The 16,856-nt window shown below is 39.5% G+C and carries 17 protein-coding genes; 12 read left to right on the plus strand and 5 right to left on the minus strand.

Annotated features, from left to right (window positions below):
* The first annotated feature begins 332 nt into the window (after positions 1-332).
* Positions 333-1,490, plus strand: a complete 1,158-nt coding sequence (locus GYY70_RS03950) for a hypothetical protein (RefSeq protein WP_174831354.1) — start codon at positions 333-335, stop codon at positions 1,488-1,490.
* A gap of 349 nt (positions 1,491-1,839) precedes the next feature.
* Here the strand turns inward: GYY70_RS03950 and mltB are convergent, their stop codons facing one another.
* The 5 genes from mltB to rpsF all read right to left on the minus strand — a co-directional run bounded on the left by mltB (position 1,840) and on the right by rpsF (position 4,442).
* Complete coding sequence (gene mltB / locus GYY70_RS03955) at positions 1,840-2,919, minus strand: lytic murein transglycosylase B (RefSeq protein ID WP_370521152.1); 1,080 nt, start codon at positions 2,917-2,919, stop codon at positions 1,840-1,842.
* Positions 2,920-3,035: 116 nt separating this feature from the next.
* Positions 3,036-3,491: a 50S ribosomal protein L9 gene (gene rplI, locus GYY70_RS03960; protein ID WP_041880712.1), complete on the minus strand. Its 456-nt coding sequence runs from the start codon at positions 3,489-3,491 to the stop codon at positions 3,036-3,038.
* A gap of 15 nt (positions 3,492-3,506) precedes the next feature.
* Complete coding sequence (rpsR, locus tag GYY70_RS03965; RefSeq protein WP_025330416.1) at positions 3,507-3,737, minus strand: 30S ribosomal protein S18; 231 nt, start codon at positions 3,735-3,737, stop codon at positions 3,507-3,509.
* Between the two features lie 5 nt (positions 3,738-3,742).
* Complete coding sequence (priB, locus tag GYY70_RS03970; protein WP_174831356.1) at positions 3,743-4,039, minus strand: primosomal replication protein N; 297 nt, start codon at positions 4,037-4,039, stop codon at positions 3,743-3,745.
* Between the two features lie 19 nt (positions 4,040-4,058).
* Complete coding sequence (rpsF, locus tag GYY70_RS03975; protein ID WP_025330414.1) at positions 4,059-4,442, minus strand: 30S ribosomal protein S6; 384 nt, start codon at positions 4,440-4,442, stop codon at positions 4,059-4,061.
* Between the two features lie 318 nt (positions 4,443-4,760).
* On the opposite strand from rpsF, the gene GYY70_RS03980 reads away from it, so the two are divergent.
* The 11 genes from GYY70_RS03980 to GYY70_RS04030 all read left to right on the plus strand — a co-directional run bounded on the left by GYY70_RS03980 (position 4,761) and on the right by GYY70_RS04030 (position 16,841).
* Positions 4,761-6,182 carry a mechanosensitive ion channel family protein gene (locus GYY70_RS03980; protein WP_174831357.1) on the plus strand — a complete coding sequence of 474 codons (1,422 nt, stop codon included), beginning with the start codon at positions 4,761-4,763 and terminating at the stop codon, positions 6,180-6,182.
* A gap of 4 nt (positions 6,183-6,186) precedes the next feature.
* Positions 6,187-6,630, plus strand: coding sequence for a dihydroneopterin triphosphate diphosphatase (nudB, locus tag GYY70_RS03985; RefSeq protein ID WP_174831358.1), 444 nt, complete (start codon positions 6,187-6,189; stop codon positions 6,628-6,630).
* 22 nt (positions 6,631-6,652) lie between these two features.
* Complete coding sequence (locus GYY70_RS03990; RefSeq protein WP_084547862.1) at positions 6,653-7,408, plus strand: endonuclease/exonuclease/phosphatase family protein; 756 nt, start codon at positions 6,653-6,655, stop codon at positions 7,406-7,408.
* Between the two features lie 234 nt (positions 7,409-7,642).
* Positions 7,643-8,245 (plus strand): LysE/ArgO family amino acid transporter, encoded by a 603-nt coding sequence (locus GYY70_RS03995; RefSeq protein ID WP_174831359.1) that lies wholly within the window; start codon positions 7,643-7,645, stop codon positions 8,243-8,245.
* Positions 8,246-8,596: 351 nt separating this feature from the next.
* Positions 8,597-9,604 carry a porphobilinogen synthase gene (gene hemB / locus GYY70_RS04000; RefSeq protein ID WP_174831360.1) on the plus strand — a complete coding sequence of 336 codons (1,008 nt, stop codon included), beginning with the start codon at positions 8,597-8,599 and terminating at the stop codon, positions 9,602-9,604.
* A gap of 1,020 nt (positions 9,605-10,624) precedes the next feature.
* Positions 10,625-11,515, plus strand: coding sequence for a ubiquinol oxidase subunit II (cyoA, locus tag GYY70_RS04005; RefSeq protein ID WP_174831361.1), 891 nt, complete (start codon positions 10,625-10,627; stop codon positions 11,513-11,515).
* 19 nt (positions 11,516-11,534) lie between these two features.
* A complete protein-coding gene (cyoB, locus tag GYY70_RS04010; RefSeq protein WP_174831362.1) occupies positions 11,535-13,520 on the plus strand; it encodes a cytochrome o ubiquinol oxidase subunit I in 1,986 nt (661 codons plus the stop codon).
* Positions 13,520-14,131 carry a cytochrome o ubiquinol oxidase subunit III gene (locus tag GYY70_RS04015; RefSeq protein ID WP_025330406.1) on the plus strand — a complete coding sequence of 204 codons (612 nt, stop codon included), beginning with the start codon at positions 13,520-13,522 and terminating at the stop codon, positions 14,129-14,131. The genes cyoB and GYY70_RS04015 overlap by 1 nt, the downstream gene beginning before the upstream one ends.
* Positions 14,128-14,460 carry a cytochrome o ubiquinol oxidase subunit IV gene (cyoD, locus tag GYY70_RS04020; RefSeq protein WP_025330405.1) on the plus strand — a complete coding sequence of 111 codons (333 nt, stop codon included), beginning with the start codon at positions 14,128-14,130 and terminating at the stop codon, positions 14,458-14,460. Before GYY70_RS04015 ends, cyoD begins: the two co-directional genes overlap by 4 nt.
* A gap of 9 nt (positions 14,461-14,469) precedes the next feature.
* Positions 14,470-15,360 carry a heme o synthase gene (gene cyoE / locus GYY70_RS04025; RefSeq protein WP_174831363.1) on the plus strand — a complete coding sequence of 297 codons (891 nt, stop codon included), beginning with the start codon at positions 14,470-14,472 and terminating at the stop codon, positions 15,358-15,360.
* A gap of 95 nt (positions 15,361-15,455) precedes the next feature.
* A complete protein-coding gene (locus GYY70_RS04030; protein WP_202984439.1) occupies positions 15,456-16,841 on the plus strand; it encodes an MFS transporter in 1,386 nt (461 codons plus the stop codon).
* Positions 16,842-16,856 lie beyond the last annotated feature (15 nt).

Here is a 16,856-nt window from a genome sequence, read left to right on the forward strand (position 1 = left end):
GAATACATGTAACCACGCACTTAGTCTGTATGCTTAATTATAAACCAATATTAATTCATGAAATATATAACATCACTTGAGCAACCTCGTTTAACAATCACATTATTCCAATATTAAATATTTTTACTCTTAATCTAAGCATTTGGATGAGTAAAAAATTACCAGAGATTTATTTATCCTTGTCAAAAGAGTTTGTAATTACAAATTAACCTACCAATAGTTTGATATAAATACACAATATATCAATATTATTTGTTTTAAATAAAATAATTAATTTATATTAATAACAGGGTCAATATAATTTTAAAAAGATATTTTTAGTGAGCCTGTACATGGATCATCCTTATTATCATACAGATAGTTATGTTTTTGTATGGATATTTATACTGCCTTTTTTCTACATCGTTTTTCTTCCTACCCTGATAATTGTTTTTGGAAAAATTTATAAATTTATCAAAATAGGCTTTGCCATTATTATTGCCGGATGGTTAGTTTTCAGCCTGATATTTGCTGACATCTATATTTTTTTATTTTCAATAACAGGAGCACTTTTTCCAGTTATTCTTCGCTACTGTCAATCCTTCACGGCTCATTTTCAAGGCATTAAGCAAAAATTTTATTCTGTTATTGTTTATATTGTTTTGCCATTCTTATGTACCTTTTTCTGGCCAGCCTATCTTGTCGCTCCGCCGTTAATAGAATACTGGCAAAACCGTCCAGACAGTGAATGCAAACAAAATGGCCGATTAGTGGCTTTATCAGAAGATATTAACTTACGTATTTACCCGATCTCCAAATATCCATCATTTTGGATTAGAAGCCTTGCTCCTAAGTTAGAAGATTATATTTTTAATACTGCTCAAAAGAATTTTTGCAGGCAGTTTTCAGCTTCTCAACCAACTTTAATTGACTCCATTGGTAAAATAAATATAGATTTAAATACTTTATGCCAACATCCGATTTCAAAAAAAATGGCCGGCTATTGTGAAAATCCGGAAACCAGACAAATAAAATTTGAATGGCTTGAATTCGAACTGATAAAAAAAGATAAGAATACTAAAAGTCCATGGCAACAATTTCAAGACGATCTGAATAATAAATATATTTATACTAAAGAAGAAAAATTAAATTATGAAATAGTGAATCATCACACTGAATTGATTGAAAATTTAAAATTTGATAATCAAGTACAAATGTTTAAGTTTTTTGATCACTACTATAATGTCATAACCGTTCCCAATCCCGGTTGGTTACCATCTGTAACGGAACCTCTTGTTATTAATTGCCCGACTGATTATGATTTAAAATGCTATATAACTCATGATTTTACTAATAATTGGGAAGTTTCCTACTTATACTCTTTTACAATTAATTATAAGAATAATCCTGATAATGATGATCAAAATTCTATCAATCAAAAATTAGATGCAGCTAAACTGGCTTATCAGATTATAGAAAGTGTTATCGAGGAAATGCAGGTAAATCAATAATTTACTCATCATCTAATAAACACAAATAGCCATATTTAGATAAAATTTTAAATCAGCGTTATCGGCAATGAAAGATAAAAACTTAATTGAACACATAAACTAATATTAATAGCTTCTACTATAACTAATTTAATAATCATTAATCAGACATTTATCCTCATTTCAATGATAAATCAGACTATGGTTTAATTGAATATCCTGCAATATTAATACAGGTAAGAATTACACTTGATTAGTTTCATCTTTATTTAAATTTTTTAATAATTATTTTAATCAATTACTATTTTCCATAGCAAAATAAAAGCCATCTGTATAACAAGATGGCTGATGATTGCAAATGAATACTCATTTATAAATTAGCATTGGCATCTGCCAGATTATTCGCAATCTGACGAACGGCAGCCACATAATGCCGGCTATGGTTATATTGCCAGATAGTGTAGAAATTATTCAGACCAAACCAGTAATCATATTCGCCGGGAGATCTTTCCAGACGATATAAAATACCCTTTTCCTGATCTTTAATCTGCGCAGGAATGATTACGCCTAACTGACGCAACTGACCTGCGGTGTATTTAAGCGAAATAGGTTCATCAATGATTTGCTGTAATCGCGGTGTTGGCTGCATATTTACCGGAACAGCAATCGGCGCTCCGGACTGCCAGCCATGCTGTTTCATATAATTGGCCACTGAGGCCAGTGTATCACCGGAATTAAGCCAGATATCCCGATGTCCGTCACCATCCCAGTCAACGGCAAACTGGCGAAAACTGGATGGCATGAACTGTGGCATACCCATTGCCCCGGCAAAGCTGCCCTTAAAGCTTAATGGATCCTGCTTTTCTTCATAAGCCAGTTGCAAAAATTCAGATAGCTCACGCTGAAAATATTCAGCCCGCCGCGGATAGTGATAGCCCAATGTTGTCAGTGCATCAGCTACCCGATATGAGCCCATAGTATTGCCGTAATTGGTTTCAATTCCAACAATCGCCACCAGCAATTGCGGCGCTACTCCATAACGTTTTGATACTGACTGAATTATTCCGGTATTATTTTTCCAGAAGATATTTCCGGTATTAATACGAACATTATTGGCATTATTCTGTACAAATGTATACCACGGTAAGGATGTTCCCGGTTTATCCATACCACGAACAATACTTGGCCGGTAGCTTACCTGCCGGAAAAAATTTTCCAATTGAGCCCTGCTATATTGTCCCCGCTTAACTTCAAAATCAATAAAACGATTTACATCATTACGTTTCAGTAAATCTATTCCACTGTCCGTCAAAGCAAACACTTTATTATCAGCTGGTGACGATACACTGGTTGTAGCAGTAGGCTGAAGTGGTTTTTCCTGAATTGGATGGGTACTTTGACAAGCAGACAGAAACAAAGCTGCACTTATCATCCTAACTAATTTCATTATTATGGTTCCTAGCATATGCTTCATGCACAGTTTAAACTAATTTTACCATAAATAACAAAAAAGCTGTCCGGATTAACCCGAACAGCTTACGCTTTCCTGATGTGTGTCAGTTATATTTATTCCGCAGCAGCTACAACAGTTACTGTGATAGCAGCAACAGCATCACTGTGCAGAGCTACTTCGATTTCATATTCACCAATGGCTTTCAAAGGACCATTTGGCAAACGCACATTAGCTTTAACTACTTCAACACCAATAGCAGCTTTAATAGCTTCTGCAATATCATGAGTAGTTACAGAACCAAACAGACGACCATCAACACCAGCTTTTTGCGCTACACTGATGTTCTGACCATCCAGTTTCAGTTTACGTGCCTCAGCATCAGCAAGAACAGCAGCCTGATGTGCTTCATATTCAGCACGTTTTTCTTCAAATGCAGCCAGATTGGCAGCATTAGCACGCTGAGCCTTACCCTGAGGAATCAAAAAGTTACGGGCATAGCCGTTTTTTACATTAACCAGATCACCCAGATTGCCCAGGCCACCGACTTTTTCTAACAAAATAATCTGCATAATAACTCTTCCTTATTATTTATGTTGATCGGTGTAAGGCAGCAAAGCCAGAAAACGGGCACGTTTTACCGCTGTAGACAGCTGACGCTGGTAATGTGCTTTGGTTCCGGTAATGCGTGCCGGAATGATTTTACCATTTTCAGTAATAAAATCTTTTAACAAATCAACTGCTTTATAGTCTACTTGTTTGATACCTTCCGCAGTAAAGCGGCAAAATTTTCTACGTTTGAATGATTGACGAGCCATGTCGTTTAACCTTTATATTCACGAATTTGTTGGATATGCAGTACCGGACGGGAGTGGTATATACCTTTCTGGCTGAGAAATCCGCTGACTTCGACCATATTTCCCGGCTGATACGACCAGTTTTCAGCTAAATCGCCCAGTGCTTTCGCCTGAATTTCCACTTTTGCCAGATACTGCTGTTGCAGTTCCGTTTGCCATGACTCATGGGTAAGCCACATGGTCAGAACCGGCAAACCGGCAGGCGTATAGCGTAAATTGTCCAGACTTTTAATCTGTGCACACAGGTATATTTGATTCAGCAAACCGGCCTCAGTAAATTAATCAGGCTTCAGCTGCTTCTTCTGAAGCAGTTTCAGTGCTGTTACCTGCTAACAGATTTTTAGACTTCTCGTCTTTCATCATTGGAGAAGCTTCAGTCACTGCTGCGTCCATTTTTACAGTCAGATGACGTAATACAGCATCATTAAAGCGGAATGCTGTTTCAATTTCGTCAATCACTTCAGGTGTGGTTTCAATATTCATTAACACGTAGTGTGCTTTATGAATTTTATTGATCGGGTAAGCCAGCTGACGGCGGCCCCAGTCTTCCAGACGGTGAATTTTACCGTTAGCTTCGGTAATCATGGTTTTGTAACGTTCAACCATAGCACCGACCTGTTCGCTTTGATCCGGATGGACAATGAACACGATTTCATAATGACGCATGAGTACTCCTTGTGGCTAATCGATCCCTTTACCATGCGAAAGTGCAAAGGGCAAGGTTGGAAAACCGATCATTATAAGCATCTTTGCATTCAGAATCAAATAATAAGTTGCCTGCTTAATCTGATTTGTTAAAATCACAACAAAAATATGTTTTTATCAATAATTTTAAATAAACCATCATTCTTACAAGTATTATTCACCAATATCATACGCACAGCTTAGTTATCTATATTTGATAATTTTAATAACGACAGTTTACAGAAACCTATTAAAACGCCTACCATTAGGTCAATTTTAAAATTTTTTCTTTGCCCTACCATGAATAACTACTTTGACTCCATGTTTGCCCGCAAAGAATTTCTGGCACGCCTGATAGTACATAGTTTAAAAACCACCACCGGCTGGCTGGAACTGGCCTGTGCAGTGGTGATTATGATTGGTACTTATTGGCTCAGCCTGCAAATGCTGTCGGCCGTATCCAAACGTACTGAAAACCAGAACAACATTAAATTTCCGTTTCTGTACCACCTGTTTACACGCCTGCTATGGCCTGTATTGCTATTTATCTGCACCATTATCGCAATGATTATCTGGAGGGCCAGTACAGGCGAATCAGTATTATGGCTGCAAATAACCACATTTACTGCGCGCTGGTTACTGATGATTCGCATCATTATGGCCGTGTTGCACAACGCTATCCCGAATAACCGTTTTAATGAGCATTATGAGCGCTCACTATCCACATTCCTATGGGTATGTTTTATTCTATGGCTCACCAGTCTGGATACCTTTATTGTCCGCTTGCTCAAGTCACTGGCTCTGCCCATAGGTTCCACTAGTCTGAGCCTGTATACCGTCATTACCGGCAGTATTATTGTCGGGATTGCCATTATTATTGCTATGTGGCTGTCCAGATTTACCGAAAGACGTATTCTTAAAGCAGAAAAACTCGACGTCAATCTGCGTTATGTACTGGTAAAAATTGTCAAAACATTACTGGTAGTGGTTGCCGTACTGATAGCCCTACCAATGGTAGGAATTAACTTAACTATTCTCTCTGTTTTTGGTGGTGCTCTGGGTGTTGGTCTTGGCTTGGGCTTACAGAAAATTGCCAGCAACTATGTATCCGGTTTTATCATTCTGGCAGACCATTCCGTGCGTCCTGGTGACAGACTGAATATTAATAATTTCACCGGCTATGTAACCAAGATAACTGCCCGTTTTGTAGTACTACGCAGCAGTGACGGCTCAGAAGCCCTGATTCCGAATGATACTTTTGTTTCCAATACAGTTATCAATGATTCTTATTCCAGTAAAATCATGTCCAACAACCTGACCTTACAGGTAGCCTACAATACTGATCTGCCTCAGGCTCTGGAAATACTAAAAGAGGCAGCAGCCAAACAGGCTCGAGTATGCGATGATCCTAAACCAAACAGTTATGTTACCGGCTTTGCTGATTCCGGAATTAATCTGTATGTTAATTACTGGATTCGTGATCCGGAAAATGGTTTTCTAAGTATCAATTCTGCAATTTTGTTGGAAATCTGGAATCGTTTTAAAGAAGTGGGTATAGAATTTCCATTTCCGCAGCAAGAAATACGTATTCTCAATGATAAAGCAGATCCGATTACCTGCGATAACATAACCAGTTCAGTAAAAACTGAAACTGCATCAGCTTATCCGGAGCCCTTACCCACAGCATTAAGCGTTTCATCCTATCGCTCAGCCCATCAATAGCATCATGATCAGCAATAAACCATATAAACAACCTGTATCTGTACTGGTTGTTATTTATGATAACAACCGGCAGATACTGCTACTGGAACGCGCAGATAAGCCGGGTTTCTGGCAATCTGTAACTGGCAGTCAGGAACCGGGAGAAACAATTGAGCAGACTGCAAAACGAGAACTGGAAGAAGAAACCGGCATTTACAGCAATGATATTCTTAACTGGCAGCAATCCAGTATCTACGAAATTTATCCGCACTGGCGTCATCGCTATGCTCCCGGAGTTACTCATAATACCGAGCATATCTTTTCCCTGTGTATTGCAGCAGAAACACCTATTCTTCTGTCCCCACGCGAACATTTAAACTATATTTGGTGTTCGCCTGAACAGGCTGCGGAAAAAGTATTTTCGCCATCGAACCGTTCAGCAATATTGCAACTACCCCAACACTGGTAATTTAAAATCACCGGCTATTTTCATGAATAAAATCACTATTGCCTCCTATAACATACATAAAGGCATGTCAGCACTTAATAAAAAAGTACAACTTCCCCAAATGGCGGCAGCACTGCATCAGCTGGCACCAGACATACTGTTTTTGCAGGAAGTACAAGGAATCAATAGTAAACGGGCAGAAAATATGCCGGATTTTCCCAAAAAACCCCATTACCAAGTACTCGGCGAACAGCTAGCCTACAACGTCAGTTACGGACGTAATGCCCGTTATAAATACCGCGATCATGGTAATGCTATTTTAAGTCAGCTGCCGATTGTAACCTGTCATAATCTGGATATAAGTGTAAACAGTGTTGAACAACGAGGACTGTTACATTGTGAAATACAGCCCCCGCACTGGACACGACCTTTGGTATGCCTGTGTGCCCATTTAAACTTACGTGAACCAGACCGAATAAAACAATATCAGACTATTTATGACTATATCCAAAGTGAAATAGATCCGGCCAATCCATTAATTTTAGCCGGTGATTTCAACGACTGGCGCCAGCGTTCCCACGATACTTTAGGCTTAAAATTAAATTTGCATGATGCATTTTATGCTTATCGCCATGCGCCGAAAACTTTTCCAGCCCGCCTGCCTATTTTAAGTCTCGACAGAATCTTTACCCGCCATCTGGAAATACATGAAGCGAAACCATTAACTGGTCAGCCTTGGCAAAAACTTTCTGACCATCTGCCTTTGTACGCAGTTGTCAGCCCTCTGAGTAAAACTTAATAACCTATTTTCAAATGAATCTAAATCATTATTCCTAAGCCGGATTTCATCTAAGCTATTTTTACCCAGACATTTTCTGAATAATTTTAAAAATTGTCGTATCTATTGAATTAATAAAGCTTCCAGCAAAATTATTAATAAAATAAACTTGTTATATAAATATATTTTAATATAACAAGTAATAGAAATTGCGTTGATTATTTTACATTTCAATAGTTTAATAGGTTAAACTCAATGTTTGCTTTACTATCAGGACTAGGCCTTGGCTTTTCATTAATTATAGCTATTGGTGCCCAAAATGCATTTGTTTTAAAGCAAGGTCTAAAGCAGCAATATGTTTTCTGGGTATGCCTGATCTGCTCAGTATCAGATACTATTCTGATTTATTTAGGGGTAACCGGATTTGCTAAAGTACTTAACCGCTATCCGGAAATTATTATTTATGCCAAATATTTTGGTGCTACTTTTTTATTTATTTATGGCATACGAAGTTTTTATTCTGCATTGAATCAAAATTCAGCGCTGAAACCAAGCCTGATTGATAAAAGTTCCTTAATGAAAGTTATTGGAGTATGTCTGGCTTTTACATGGTTAAATCCACATGTGTATCTGGATACAGTGATTTTAGTTGGTTCGATATCGGTATCATTCAAAGATAATCTTCATCTATTTACACTTGGAGTTATGCTTGCCTCATGGCTGTTCTTTTTTTCATTAGGCTATGGTGCAAAATTTTTATCTCCTTTATTTAATCAAAATCTTTCATGGAAGATATTAGACTTAGTTATAGGCGTTATTATGTGGAGTATAAGTTTTAGCCTGATTTTCACTAAATAATCGCTTTGAATACTAAATTTATTGAAAAATCAGTTTTCTTTTCTATCAGCAAAAAAATTATTCTATTAATTAACTCAGTCTGACTTTGTTCATCAATTTTAAATAAATACTAAACACAAGGAACTTTAAAAACAATTATGCTTTTTCCTAATTACATCTTATAAATACACTTTTAATTACAGACCAGAATTTAATAGTTTTTATTAATAATCAGTACAGAATTATGTCATTAGAAGTCCTGCCTGAAAGGGTTTAGAATAACAATCCAAATTTCACTAAGCTTTACAGGCCGTGATTTTAGCCAGCTTATAGGGTGGCTGGCTGTAATTATTAAAAATCAGGATTATTATTATGAACTTTCCTCCTCGAATTATGCCCAATACACGTATGCGGCGTATGCGACATGATGATTTTTCACGGCGTATGATGCGTGAAACGATACTGACAGCCAATGATTTTATTTTGCCGGTATTTGTACATGAACAAACTGGGCGTATGCCTGTTGACAGTATGCCCGGAGTAGAACGTTTATCTATTGATGAATTATTAAAAGTTGCGGAACAGGCTTTAAAACTGGGTGTACCGGTTCTGGATTTATTTGGTGTTCCCAATCCTGATAGCAAAACCGCTGACGGACGGGCGGCATGGGATGAAAACGGTATCATTCAGCGTGCTATCCGTGCTCTGAAATCCCGTTTTCCTGAGCTGGGTGTAATGGCAGATCAGGCTCTCGATCCTTATACAACCCACGGACAGGATGGCCTGCCTGATGAAAATGGTTATATTAAAAATGATGAAACGATAGAAGTTCTTATCAAACAATCACTTTCACATGCAGCAGCCGGTGCGGATATTCTTTCTCCAAGCGACATGATGGATGGACGTATCGGAGCTATCCGCGAAGCATTGGAAGAAAATGGTTTGATTCATACCCGGATTATGTCTTATGCTGCCAAATATGCTTCAGCTTTTTACGGTCCGTTTCGCAATGCGGTAGGCAGTGCCGGCAATCTGGGCAAAGGTAATAAATATACTTATCAGATGGATCCTGCTAATAGCAATGAAGCGCTGCATGAAGTAGCACTTGATATAGCTGAAGGTGCAGATATGGTGATGATTAAACCGGGTATGCCTTATCTGGATGTAATCAGACGGGTTAAAGATGAATTTGGCGTTCCTACATATGCCTATCAGGTATCAGGAGAGTACGCCATGCTGCAGGCAGCCATCAGTAATGGCTGGCTCGAGGCTGATAAAGTAATTTTAGAAAGCCTGCTTGCATTTAAACGAGCCGGTGCAGATGGTATTCTGACCTATTTTGCTTTGGAAGCAGCGCAGCAATTACAACAAAATAGCTAGAATAAAAAGATATATAGCCATCTGGAATACATCAGTTTGCAAACAACCCAACCGGTATGAAAGCAAACTGATGCATTTATATATTTATATTTGAATGCATGCTGACCATTTTGAGTTGGATCACTGATTCTTCCAAATCAACATACAAATATCATTAACAATATAGATAATCAGATAGTTAAAACATTTAATGACTATTTTGAGAAATTACAATAAATATGAATTCAATACAGAAAATACGCAAAATGGTATGAAAATTGCTAAACATCTACTCAAATGTTAACAAGCAAGGAAAAATAAGCATTAAAATAATAAAGATAATAATTATCTAATTTGAATTAAATTGTTTACTTTAGTTATATTATTTATACTGCGTTGCAAAAAGAAATCAATCAATATTTTATTTCAGTCGATACATTTACAACACCCGAATATTTGTTTATTTCAAAATAAGTTCTTAAAAAATCATATAATACAAAGCTTTAAATTCAACAACTGAACAATCGGGCTTATAATTATTGTATGAAATTTTTTAAAAAATATTATTTTTTAAAAAATTTCACATAAAATTGATACAGATTAACCTTTTTAGAATTTTAACATTTATCTTCTTTTTTTCAGAAAAAAGCTTACTGATTTTTTCTCAAAACATATATCTTATATTTATTTATATAAATCAGTATTTTAAATTTAATAAAAACTTAAGCTTATTCATGATAAATTTAAATATTAAACAAACTTTCATGATGACATTTATATGTTAATAAACGGATTATTTCCGGAAATCAAAGCAGCATTCTCATCTTCACGACAAACAAATATAAAGTAATTTTTAAATATACATATTTGTTTTATATAATAAATAATTACAAATATATTTAAAATTTTTTATTTATTCTGCTATGTTTTTTAATAATGTGTTGAATACTGCAATATACAGTTCAGCAACATTGTCTTAAAATAGTAGCACCCGTTTTTTACAAACGTTAATCGTGTTTCCCGTAATGTTGAGGTCGTTACATGAAATTAAGTAAGCTCTCAGGGATAGTATTGACTATGCTGATCGGTTCGCTTTTTTTAAGCGGCTGTGATGCAGCTCTGCTAAACCCTAAAGGCCATATAGGTCAGGAAGAACGCACACTGATACTGACAGCCTTAGGCTTGATGTTGATAGTCGTAATTCCGGTGATTATCATGGCAGTTTTATTCTCTCTGAAATACAGAGAGGGTAGTAATGCCAAATATTCACCGAAATGGGCGCATTCCAACAAACTCGAAGCCGTAGTTTGGGGTATTCCTATCCTGATTATTCTCATTCTGGGAACAATCACATGGAAAACCACTCACTCTCTGGATCCCTATCGTCCGCTGGAAAGTGATAAAAAACCGGTGGTAATCGAAGTAATTTCATTAGACTGGAAATGGCTGTTTATTTATCCTGAACAGGGTATTGCCACTGTTAATGAAATTGCTTTTCCGAAAGATACCCCGGTGGAATTCAGAATCACTTCCAATACAGTGATGAATTCATTCTTTATTCCGCAGCTAGGTAGCCAGATTTATGCTATGGCTGGTATGCAAACCAAATTACATCTGGTTGCTGATACAGCAGGTGAATACAAAGGTATTTCATCCAGCTACAGCGGTGCCGGTTTCTCTGGCATGAAATTTACTGCCATTGCGACACCGGATGAAGCCAGCTTCAATCAGTGGGTGGATAAGGTGAAACAGTCGCCCAATACACTTAATGACATGGCTTCATTCAACAAACTGGCTGCGCCTAGTCAATTCCATAAAGTGGAATATTTCTCCAGCGCAAATCCGGGTTTGTACGGCAACGTGATTGCTAAATTTGCCAATCACAATATGCCTGCTGCTCTACAGGCCAGTGCAGCCAGCAGTGCTGAGTAAGCTTGCGAGGAAATAAACAATGTTCGGAAAATTATCTTTAGATGCGATACCGTTCCATGAACCGATTGTCATGGTAACGATTACAGCTATCATCATTATTGGTCTGGCGCTGATAGGTGCAATTACGTATTTTCATAAATGGGGCTATCTGTGGAAAGAATGGTTTACTACAGTTGACCACAAACGCATCGGTATCATGTATATCATTGTCGCTATTGTGATGCTGGTTCGTGGTTTTGCCGATGCAGTGATGATGCGTAGTCAGCAGGTTTTAGCCTCTTCAGGCACCAGTGACGGCTTTTTGCCACCACATCACTACGATCAGATTTTCACCGCTCACGGTGTAATCATGATTTTCTTTGTTGCCATGCCTTTTGTAATCGGCTTGATGAACTTTGTCATCCCGCTGCAACTGGGTGCGCGCGATGTGGCCTACCCATTCCTGAATAATCTGGGTTTCTGGTTTACTGCTGTGAGTGTGGTACTGGTTAACTTATCACTGGGAATCGGTGAATTTGCACAAACCGGCTGGTTGTCCTATCCGCCTCTGTCTGGTCTGGAATTCAGTCCGGGCGTAGGTGTTGATTACTGGATATGGAGTTTGCAGATATCAGGTATCGGGACAACGGTTAGTGCTGTTAACTTTATTGCTACTATCCTGAAAATGCGTGCCCCGGGCATGACTATGATGAAAATGCCTATTTTCTGCTGGGCATCTTTTTGTAGCAATATTCTGATTCTGACTTCTTTCCCTATCCTGACAGCCTCTGTTGCCATGCTGACATTAGACCGTTACCTCGGCACCCACTTCTTTACTAATGAACTGGGCGGTAACATGATGATGTATATCAACCTGATCTGGGCATGGGGTCATCCGGAAGTATATATTCTGATACTGCCAATCTTTGGTGTGTACTCAGAAGTTACAGCTACATTCTCACGCAAGACCATGTTTGGCTATACTTCAATGGTATGGGCAACTGTGTGTATCACCATATTGTCTTTTATCGTATGGCTGCACCACTTCTTTACCATGGGTTCAGGTGCCAATGTCAACGCATTCTTCGGTATCGCCACCATGATTATTTCTATCCCGACCGGGGTAAAAATCTTCAACTGGCTGTTTACCATGTATGAAGGTCGTATTTCCTTCCATGTGCCGATGCTGTGGACTGTAGGCTTTATCATTACATTCTCCGTAGGTGGTATGACCGGTGTACTGCTTGCTGTGCCGGGTGCGGACTTTGTACTGCATGGCAGTCTGTTCTTAGTCGCTCACTTCCATAACACCATTATCGGTGGTGTAGTGTTTGGATTGTTTGCAGCGCTTAACTACTGGTTCCCGAAAGCATTCGGCTTTAAGCTGGATGAAAAATGGGGCAAACGGGCTTTCTGGTGCTGGTTTATCGGCTTCTTTGTAGCATTCATGCCTTTATATGCACTGGGCTTCATGGGTATGACCCGCCGTCTGAGTCAGCACATTGATCCGGCTTACCATAATTTGCTGTGCGTTGCTGCCAGTGGTGCTGCCATTATCGCTCTGGGCGTAGTATGCATGGTGATTCAAGTTGTAGTTTCCTGCCTGCATCGTAAGGAAAACCTTGATGTTACGGGTGATCCGTGGGATGGTCGTACTCTGGAATGGTCTACTTCCTCCCCTGTACCTTTCTATAATTTCGCTGTGCAGCCACAGGTTGAAAGCCGTGATGCATTCTGGGATGAGAAAGAAAAAGGTATTGCTTACAAGAAACCAGCCAAATATGAAGAAATTCATATGCCGAAAAATACTGCTGCCGGTTTAGTGATTGCAGTGTTCTCAATGATTTGCGGCTTTGCCCTGATCTGGCATATCTGGTGGATGGCTATCGTTGGCTTTGCCGGCATGATTATCAGCATTATTGTCAAGAGCTTTGACACGGATGTGGATTACTACGTTCCGGTTGCTGAAATCGAAGCTATTGAAAGCAAACGTTTTAATGAATTAACTAAAGCAGGACTGAAATAATGTCAACTGAAACCTTGATTCACGGTAGTGCGCATGAGCACGCTCACCACGACAACGGTTCACTGAAGGTATTCGGGTTCTGGATTTACCTGATGAGTGACTTGATTTTGTTCTCCTGTCTGTTTGCCACCTATATCGTGCTCCTGCCGGGCACAGCAGGTGGTCCAAGCGGCAAAGACATTTTCGAGCTGCCTTTTGTGCTGGTAGAAACTTTTGCTCTTTTATTGAGTTCCATTACTTACGGCTTTGCCGTGCTGGCAATGAATCGCAATAATCAGAGTCAGGTTTTATTATGGCTGGTGATTACTTTTGTATTCGGTGCATGCTTCATCGGGATGGAACTGTATGAATTTCATCACCTGATTACAAGTGGTATGGGTCCTGACCGCAGTGGTTATCTTTCCGGCTTTTTTGCTCTGGTCGGCACCCATGGTCTGCACGTTACTGCCGGTTTAATCTGGATGGCTGTAATGATGATTCAGGTAGCTTCACGCGGTCTTACCAGTGTTAACCGCATGCGCATTAATTGCCTGAGCCTGTTCTGGCACTTTCTGGACATCGTGTGGATTTGCGTGTTCTCAATTGTATATCTGATGGGGGTAGCGTTATGAGTCAGTCAAACCATCAAGACCATATCCCACAACATGGCAGTGCTAAAAACTACATTATCGGGTTTATCCTGTCTGTAGTTTTAACTCTGATTCCATTTATGATGGTAATGAATCAGTCTGCTGACAAACAGACTTTGTTTGCTGTGATTGTCATTACTGCCGTTTTGCAGCTTATTGTTCAGCTGGTATGCTTTTTACATCTGGGCAGTAACCCTGAAGAACGCTGGAATCTGATTTCATTTATCTTCACTGCTATTGTGATTGTATTGCTGGTAGGTCTTTCCATCTGGATTATGTGGAGCCTCAACGCAAACATGGTGTTAGGTTAAAGGCAGTTCATGATTAAGCCATACCTGCAAGTAACAAAACCAGGTATTATCGTCGGCAACCTGATTTCGGTTGTCGGCGGGTTTTTGCTGGCGTCAAAAGGCAGCATAAACGGCTACCTGCTAATCCTTACCCTGCTGGGCGTGTCTTTGGTAGTAGCTTCCGGCTGTGCGTTTAATAACCTGATTGACCGTGATATTGATCCGAAAATGGAGCGTACTAAGAATCGTGTGCTTGTGCAGGGATTAGCATCTGCCCGTGTAACATTTGCACTGGCCACGATACTGGGTATTGCCGGATTTGTTGTGCTTTATTTTGGCGCAAATCCCTTAGCCATGTGGTTATCTGTAATGGGCTTTGTGGTTTATGTAGGGATTTACAGTCTCTATATGAAACGGCATTCAGTTTACGGAACTTTAATTGGCAGTCTGTCGGGTGCCGCACCTCCAGTAATCGGTTATTGCGCTGTAAGCAATAATTTTGATGCTGGTGCACTTATTCTGCTGGCGATTTTCAGTCTCTGGCAGATGCCGCATTCCTATGCAATCGCGATTTACCGCTTTAAGGATTATCAGGCGGCTAATATTCCGGTTTTACCGGTAGTAAAAGGCATTGCTGTAGCAAAACACCATATCACGTTTTATATTATTGCCTTTATGTTTGCAACATTGATGCTGTCAATAGGCGGCTACGCCGGCTACAAATATCTGGTCGTTGCTGCGGCTGTCAGCGTGTGGTGGCTGTGTATGGCATTATCTGGCTATAAAGCACAGAATAATGATCGTATATGGGCACGCAAACTGTTTGTGTTTTCGATTATTGCTATCACTACCTTAAGCATAATGATGTCGGTAGATTTTATGACTCCGGCCTCACAAACTGTATTAAGCTTTGCTGGCTGATACCGTGACATAAATATATAACAATACGCAAACCAACCCAACCTGCCTTTGTTTCTTTTACAATAGGCAGGTTTTTCTTTTAAGCAATATTAAACATGAATTCCAAGAACAACACCGATACACACATGAATCTTGCCGAAAGGCGTGCAACTTGGGGGTTAGGGGCAGTTTTTTCGCTACGCATGCTGGGCATGTTTATGGTTCTTCCTGTTCTGACTACTTATGGTATGAAATTAGAGGGAGCAAGTGAAAGCCTGATCGGAATGGCAATCGGAATTTATGGTCTGATGCAGGCTATATTGCAAATTCCTTTTGGTTTGTGGTCTGACCGTTTCGGGCGTAAACCTTTAATCGTAGGCGGCTTGCTGATTTTCACTCTGGGCAGCATTATTGCTGCTTTAACATCCTCTATCTGGGGAGTCATACTGGGACGTGCATTACAAGGCAGTGGCGCTATTGCAGCAGCTGTAATGGCATTATTATCTGACCTGACACGCGAACAAAACCGCACCAAAGCCATGGCTTTTATTGGTATTAGCTTTGGTATCACTTTTGCAATTGCCATGGTCTGCGGTCCCATCATTACACACGCAATAGGTTTACATGGATTATTCTGGGTTATTGCGGTACTGGCACTGGCTGCTATCGGCCTGACATTGTTTTTTGTACCCGACAGTACTGTTCATATACTTAACCGTGAATCAGGCATTGTACGCGGCAGTTTTGGTACTGTACTGCGCAACCCTGCCCTGTTTAAGCTGAACATCGGTATTTTCTGCATGCATTTTCTGCTTATGTCGACTTTTGTTGCACTGCCTATACAACTGGAACAGGCAGGCTTTCCGGCAGCCAGACATTGGCAGATTTATTTATACACGATGCTGATTGCTTTCATTACTGTTCTGCCACCAATTATTTATGCTGAAAGCAAACGGCAAATGAAGCAAGTGTTTATCTTGTGTGTTGCCGGACTGTTGATTGCTGAAAGTGTATTATGGCTGGCTAATATTTCTTTCTGGCCGCTTATCACAGGTGTTTTATTATTCTTTATTGCTTTTAATCTGATGGAAGCACTCTTGCCTTCATGGGTCAGTAAAGAAGCACCGGCAGGTTATAAAGGCACTGCAATGGGCATCTATGCAACCGGACAGTTTCTGGGCGTAGCCTGCGGAGGAACAATCGGAGGCTGGCTGGCTGCACATACCGGTGCACATAGTGTTTTTATCTTCGGCACAGGATTAACTTTTATCTGGCTTCTGCTGAGCCTGACAATGCACGAACCACCCTATTTGGCCAGTCTGCGCATTATCCTGAAACAGGGTCGTGTTTTACCTGACAATGCCCGAGAACAATTACTTGAACAGGCTGGTGTACATCAGGTACTGATTATTCCTGAAGAACACAGTATATATATCAAAATAGACAGTAAAATTACTAACCGTGAACAACTGGAAGTATTCATCGATACCATAAGTAATTAAACCAAAACAGGCGCA

This window comes from Snodgrassella sp. ESL0324 (assembly GCF_013344955.1).
Lineage (GTDB): Bacteria > Pseudomonadota > Gammaproteobacteria > Burkholderiales > Neisseriaceae > Snodgrassella > Snodgrassella alvi.

Coding starts and splice junctions, on each gene's coding strand:
- GYY70_RS03950 (WP_174831354.1), top strand. CDS start 333: ATGGATCATCCTTATTATCATACAGATAGTTATGTTTTTGTATGGATA.
- rplI (WP_041880712.1), bottom strand. CDS start 3,491: ATGCAGATTATTTTGTTAGAAAAAGTCGGTGGCCTGGGCAATCTGGGT.
- rpsR (WP_025330416.1), bottom strand. CDS start 3,737: ATGGCTCGTCAATCATTCAAACGTAGAAAATTTTGCCGCTTTACTGCG.
- rpsF (WP_025330414.1), bottom strand. CDS start 4,442: ATGCGTCATTATGAAATCGTGTTCATTGTCCATCCGGATCAAAGCGAA.
- GYY70_RS03980 (WP_174831357.1), top strand. CDS start 4,761: ATGAATAACTACTTTGACTCCATGTTTGCCCGCAAAGAATTTCTGGCA.
- nudB (WP_174831358.1), top strand. CDS start 6,187: ATGATCAGCAATAAACCATATAAACAACCTGTATCTGTACTGGTTGTT.
- GYY70_RS03990 (WP_084547862.1), top strand. CDS start 6,653: ATGAATAAAATCACTATTGCCTCCTATAACATACATAAAGGCATGTCA.
- GYY70_RS03995 (WP_174831359.1), top strand. CDS start 7,643: ATGTTTGCTTTACTATCAGGACTAGGCCTTGGCTTTTCATTAATTATA.
- hemB (WP_174831360.1), top strand. CDS start 8,597: ATGAACTTTCCTCCTCGAATTATGCCCAATACACGTATGCGGCGTATG.
- cyoA (WP_174831361.1), top strand. CDS start 10,625: ATGAAATTAAGTAAGCTCTCAGGGATAGTATTGACTATGCTGATCGGT.
- cyoB (WP_174831362.1), top strand. CDS start 11,535: ATGTTCGGAAAATTATCTTTAGATGCGATACCGTTCCATGAACCGATT.
- GYY70_RS04015 (WP_025330406.1), top strand. CDS start 13,520: ATGTCAACTGAAACCTTGATTCACGGTAGTGCGCATGAGCACGCTCAC.
- cyoD (WP_025330405.1), top strand. CDS start 14,128: ATGAGTCAGTCAAACCATCAAGACCATATCCCACAACATGGCAGTGCT.
- cyoE (WP_174831363.1), top strand. CDS start 14,470: ATGATTAAGCCATACCTGCAAGTAACAAAACCAGGTATTATCGTCGGC.
- GYY70_RS04030 (WP_202984439.1), top strand. CDS start 15,456: ATGAATTCCAAGAACAACACCGATACACACATGAATCTTGCCGAAAGG.